The organism is Arsenophonus sp. ENCA, from assembly GCF_002287155.1.
Classification (GTDB): Bacteria; Pseudomonadota; Gammaproteobacteria; order Enterobacterales; family Enterobacteriaceae; genus Arsenophonus; species Arsenophonus nilaparvatae.
This window is the reverse complement of the sequence record NZ_NHNG01000805.1, coordinates 1-1,736: the sequence shown is the minus strand read 5'-3', so window position 1 is coordinate 1,736 and position 1,736 is coordinate 1. Positions and strand designations below refer to the sequence as shown.

The 1,736-nt window shown below is 37.1% G+C and carries 2 protein-coding genes and 1 pseudogene; 2 read left to right on the top strand and 1 reads right to left on the bottom strand.

The features are described 5' to 3' along the window. Together CBG25_RS20935 and mdh are read left to right on the top strand one after the other, a co-directional pair. On the top strand, positions 1 to 353 hold a 353-nt coding region (locus CBG25_RS20935; protein ID WP_290603898.1), incomplete at its 5' end, for a transposase family protein. A 132-nt stretch (positions 354 to 485) separates the two neighbouring features. Then, the gene (gene mdh, locus CBG25_RS20930; protein ID WP_290608991.1) at positions 486 to 1,424 is read left to right on the top strand and encodes a malate dehydrogenase; all 939 of its coding nucleotides are present in this window, start codon (positions 486 to 488) and stop codon (positions 1,422 to 1,424) included. A 58-nt stretch (positions 1,425 to 1,482) separates the two neighbouring features. On the opposite strand, the pseudogene CBG25_RS20925 reads toward mdh, so the two are convergent. Then, positions 1,483 to 1,608, bottom strand: a pseudogene (locus tag CBG25_RS20925) (helix-turn-helix domain-containing protein); the annotation flags it as partial. Positions 1,609 to 1,736 lie beyond the last annotated feature (128 nt).

Genomic DNA, 1,736 nt, shown 5'->3' with positions numbered 1-1,736 from the left:
TGAGCAAAAATGGGCGCCGTCACGATAAACGCTTACTCGATAAAGTCGATATAATTCGCCATATTCCTCCTGAGGTAACCATCTGGGCAGATACCGGTTTTCAAGGTATAGATAAACAGCATCCTAATACACAAATCCCAAAAAAAGGAACTCGAAAAAGACCTTTATCGCCTGAACAAAAACAAGAAAATAAAATAATCTCGGGCATCCGTATTACAGTTGAACACGCCATCGCGGGTATCAAGCGCCTCGGTTGCATGACCCAAATTTTACGGAATCGTAGACCCTTTATTGATGATACCTTCTTACTCCTTAGCGCAGGTCTTTGGAATTTCCATCTCAGAACAGCGTAAAATTTACTTCAATCACCGAAACACCCTTATTTCACTATTAAGCAACACGCTTACTGTGTTATGAATAACGTATGTAATAGGTTGAAAGTTTTTAAGCCATTTTGAAGTGTCATCATATAAAGGAGTATCAGCATGAAATTAGCTATTCTTGGAGCAGCAGGTGGTATCGGCCAAGCACTTGCACTTCTTCTTAAAAACCAGCTTCCATCAGGCTCAGAGCTTTCTCTTTATGATATTGCTCCTGTGACCCCTGGTGTTGCTAAAGATTTAAGCCATATTCCAACAGATGTAAAGGTAATTGGTTTTGCTGGTGAAGATCCGACACCCGCACTTGACGGTGCTGATGTAGTATTAATTTCGGCAGGTGTTGCCAGGAAACCAGGTATGGATCGCTCAGATTTGTTTAATATCAATGCCGGTATCGTTCGTAATCTGATTGAAAAAGTTGCTCAGAGCTGTCCTAAGGCGTTAATTGGTATTATTACTAATCCGGTTAATACTACTGTTCCGATAGCAGCAGAAGTATTAAAAAAGGCCGGCGTGTATGATAGAAATCGATTATTTGGGGTAACAACCTTAGATATTATTCGTTCTAATACTTTTGTTGCTGAATTAAAAAGTAAAAAACCTCAAGAAATCGAAGTGAAGGTTATTGGTGGTCATTCTGGCGTAACGATCCTACCGTTACTCTCTCAAATTGCTAATGTTAGCTTTACCGAGCAGGAAGCTGAGGAGCTAACTAAGCGTATTCAAAATGCCGGCACTGAAGTTGTTGAAGCAAAAGCTGGTGGCGGATCAGCGACACTTTCTATGGGCCAAGCCGCTGCACGTTTTGGTTTATCATTAATTGACGCTTTAAATGGTAAAGAAAATATAATCGAGTGTGCATATGTGGAAAGAGATGGAGAATATGCGCGTTTTTTTGCTCAGCCAATACGTTTAGGTAAAAATGGGATTGAAGAAAGATTACCTATTAATATTATGAATAAATTTGAAAAAAATAAATTGGAAAATATGTTAGAGACACTCAATAAAGATATTAAATTAGGCGAATATTTTATTAATAAATAATATTATTAACTTCATTAAATAATAAACCGCAGATATGAGTCTGCGGTTTATTTATAATTTATTCGTTATTTTTATTAGTAGGCCGACGAATATTTCGTTCTAATAATTCTCCTGTATTGAAATCGTAATAACGGCTTGGCCATATTTCAGAAGGATGAATGTTTAAAAAGTTTGCAATTATCCATTAAACTAGTTGCTGAATAGAGACTTGCATTTTTTGTCACGCTATTGAGAATAAAAAGAGGTTTAACTTAGAGAATAAAGGTTTGAAATGATCAACAAAGAGCGGCTGTTACGAGATAATCGTTTATG

Excerpts from the sequence above, each read along its gene's own strand:
- mdh (WP_290608991.1), top strand. The coding sequence starts at position 486 with ATGAAATTAGCTATTCTTGGAGCAGCAGGTGGTATCGGCCAAGCACTT.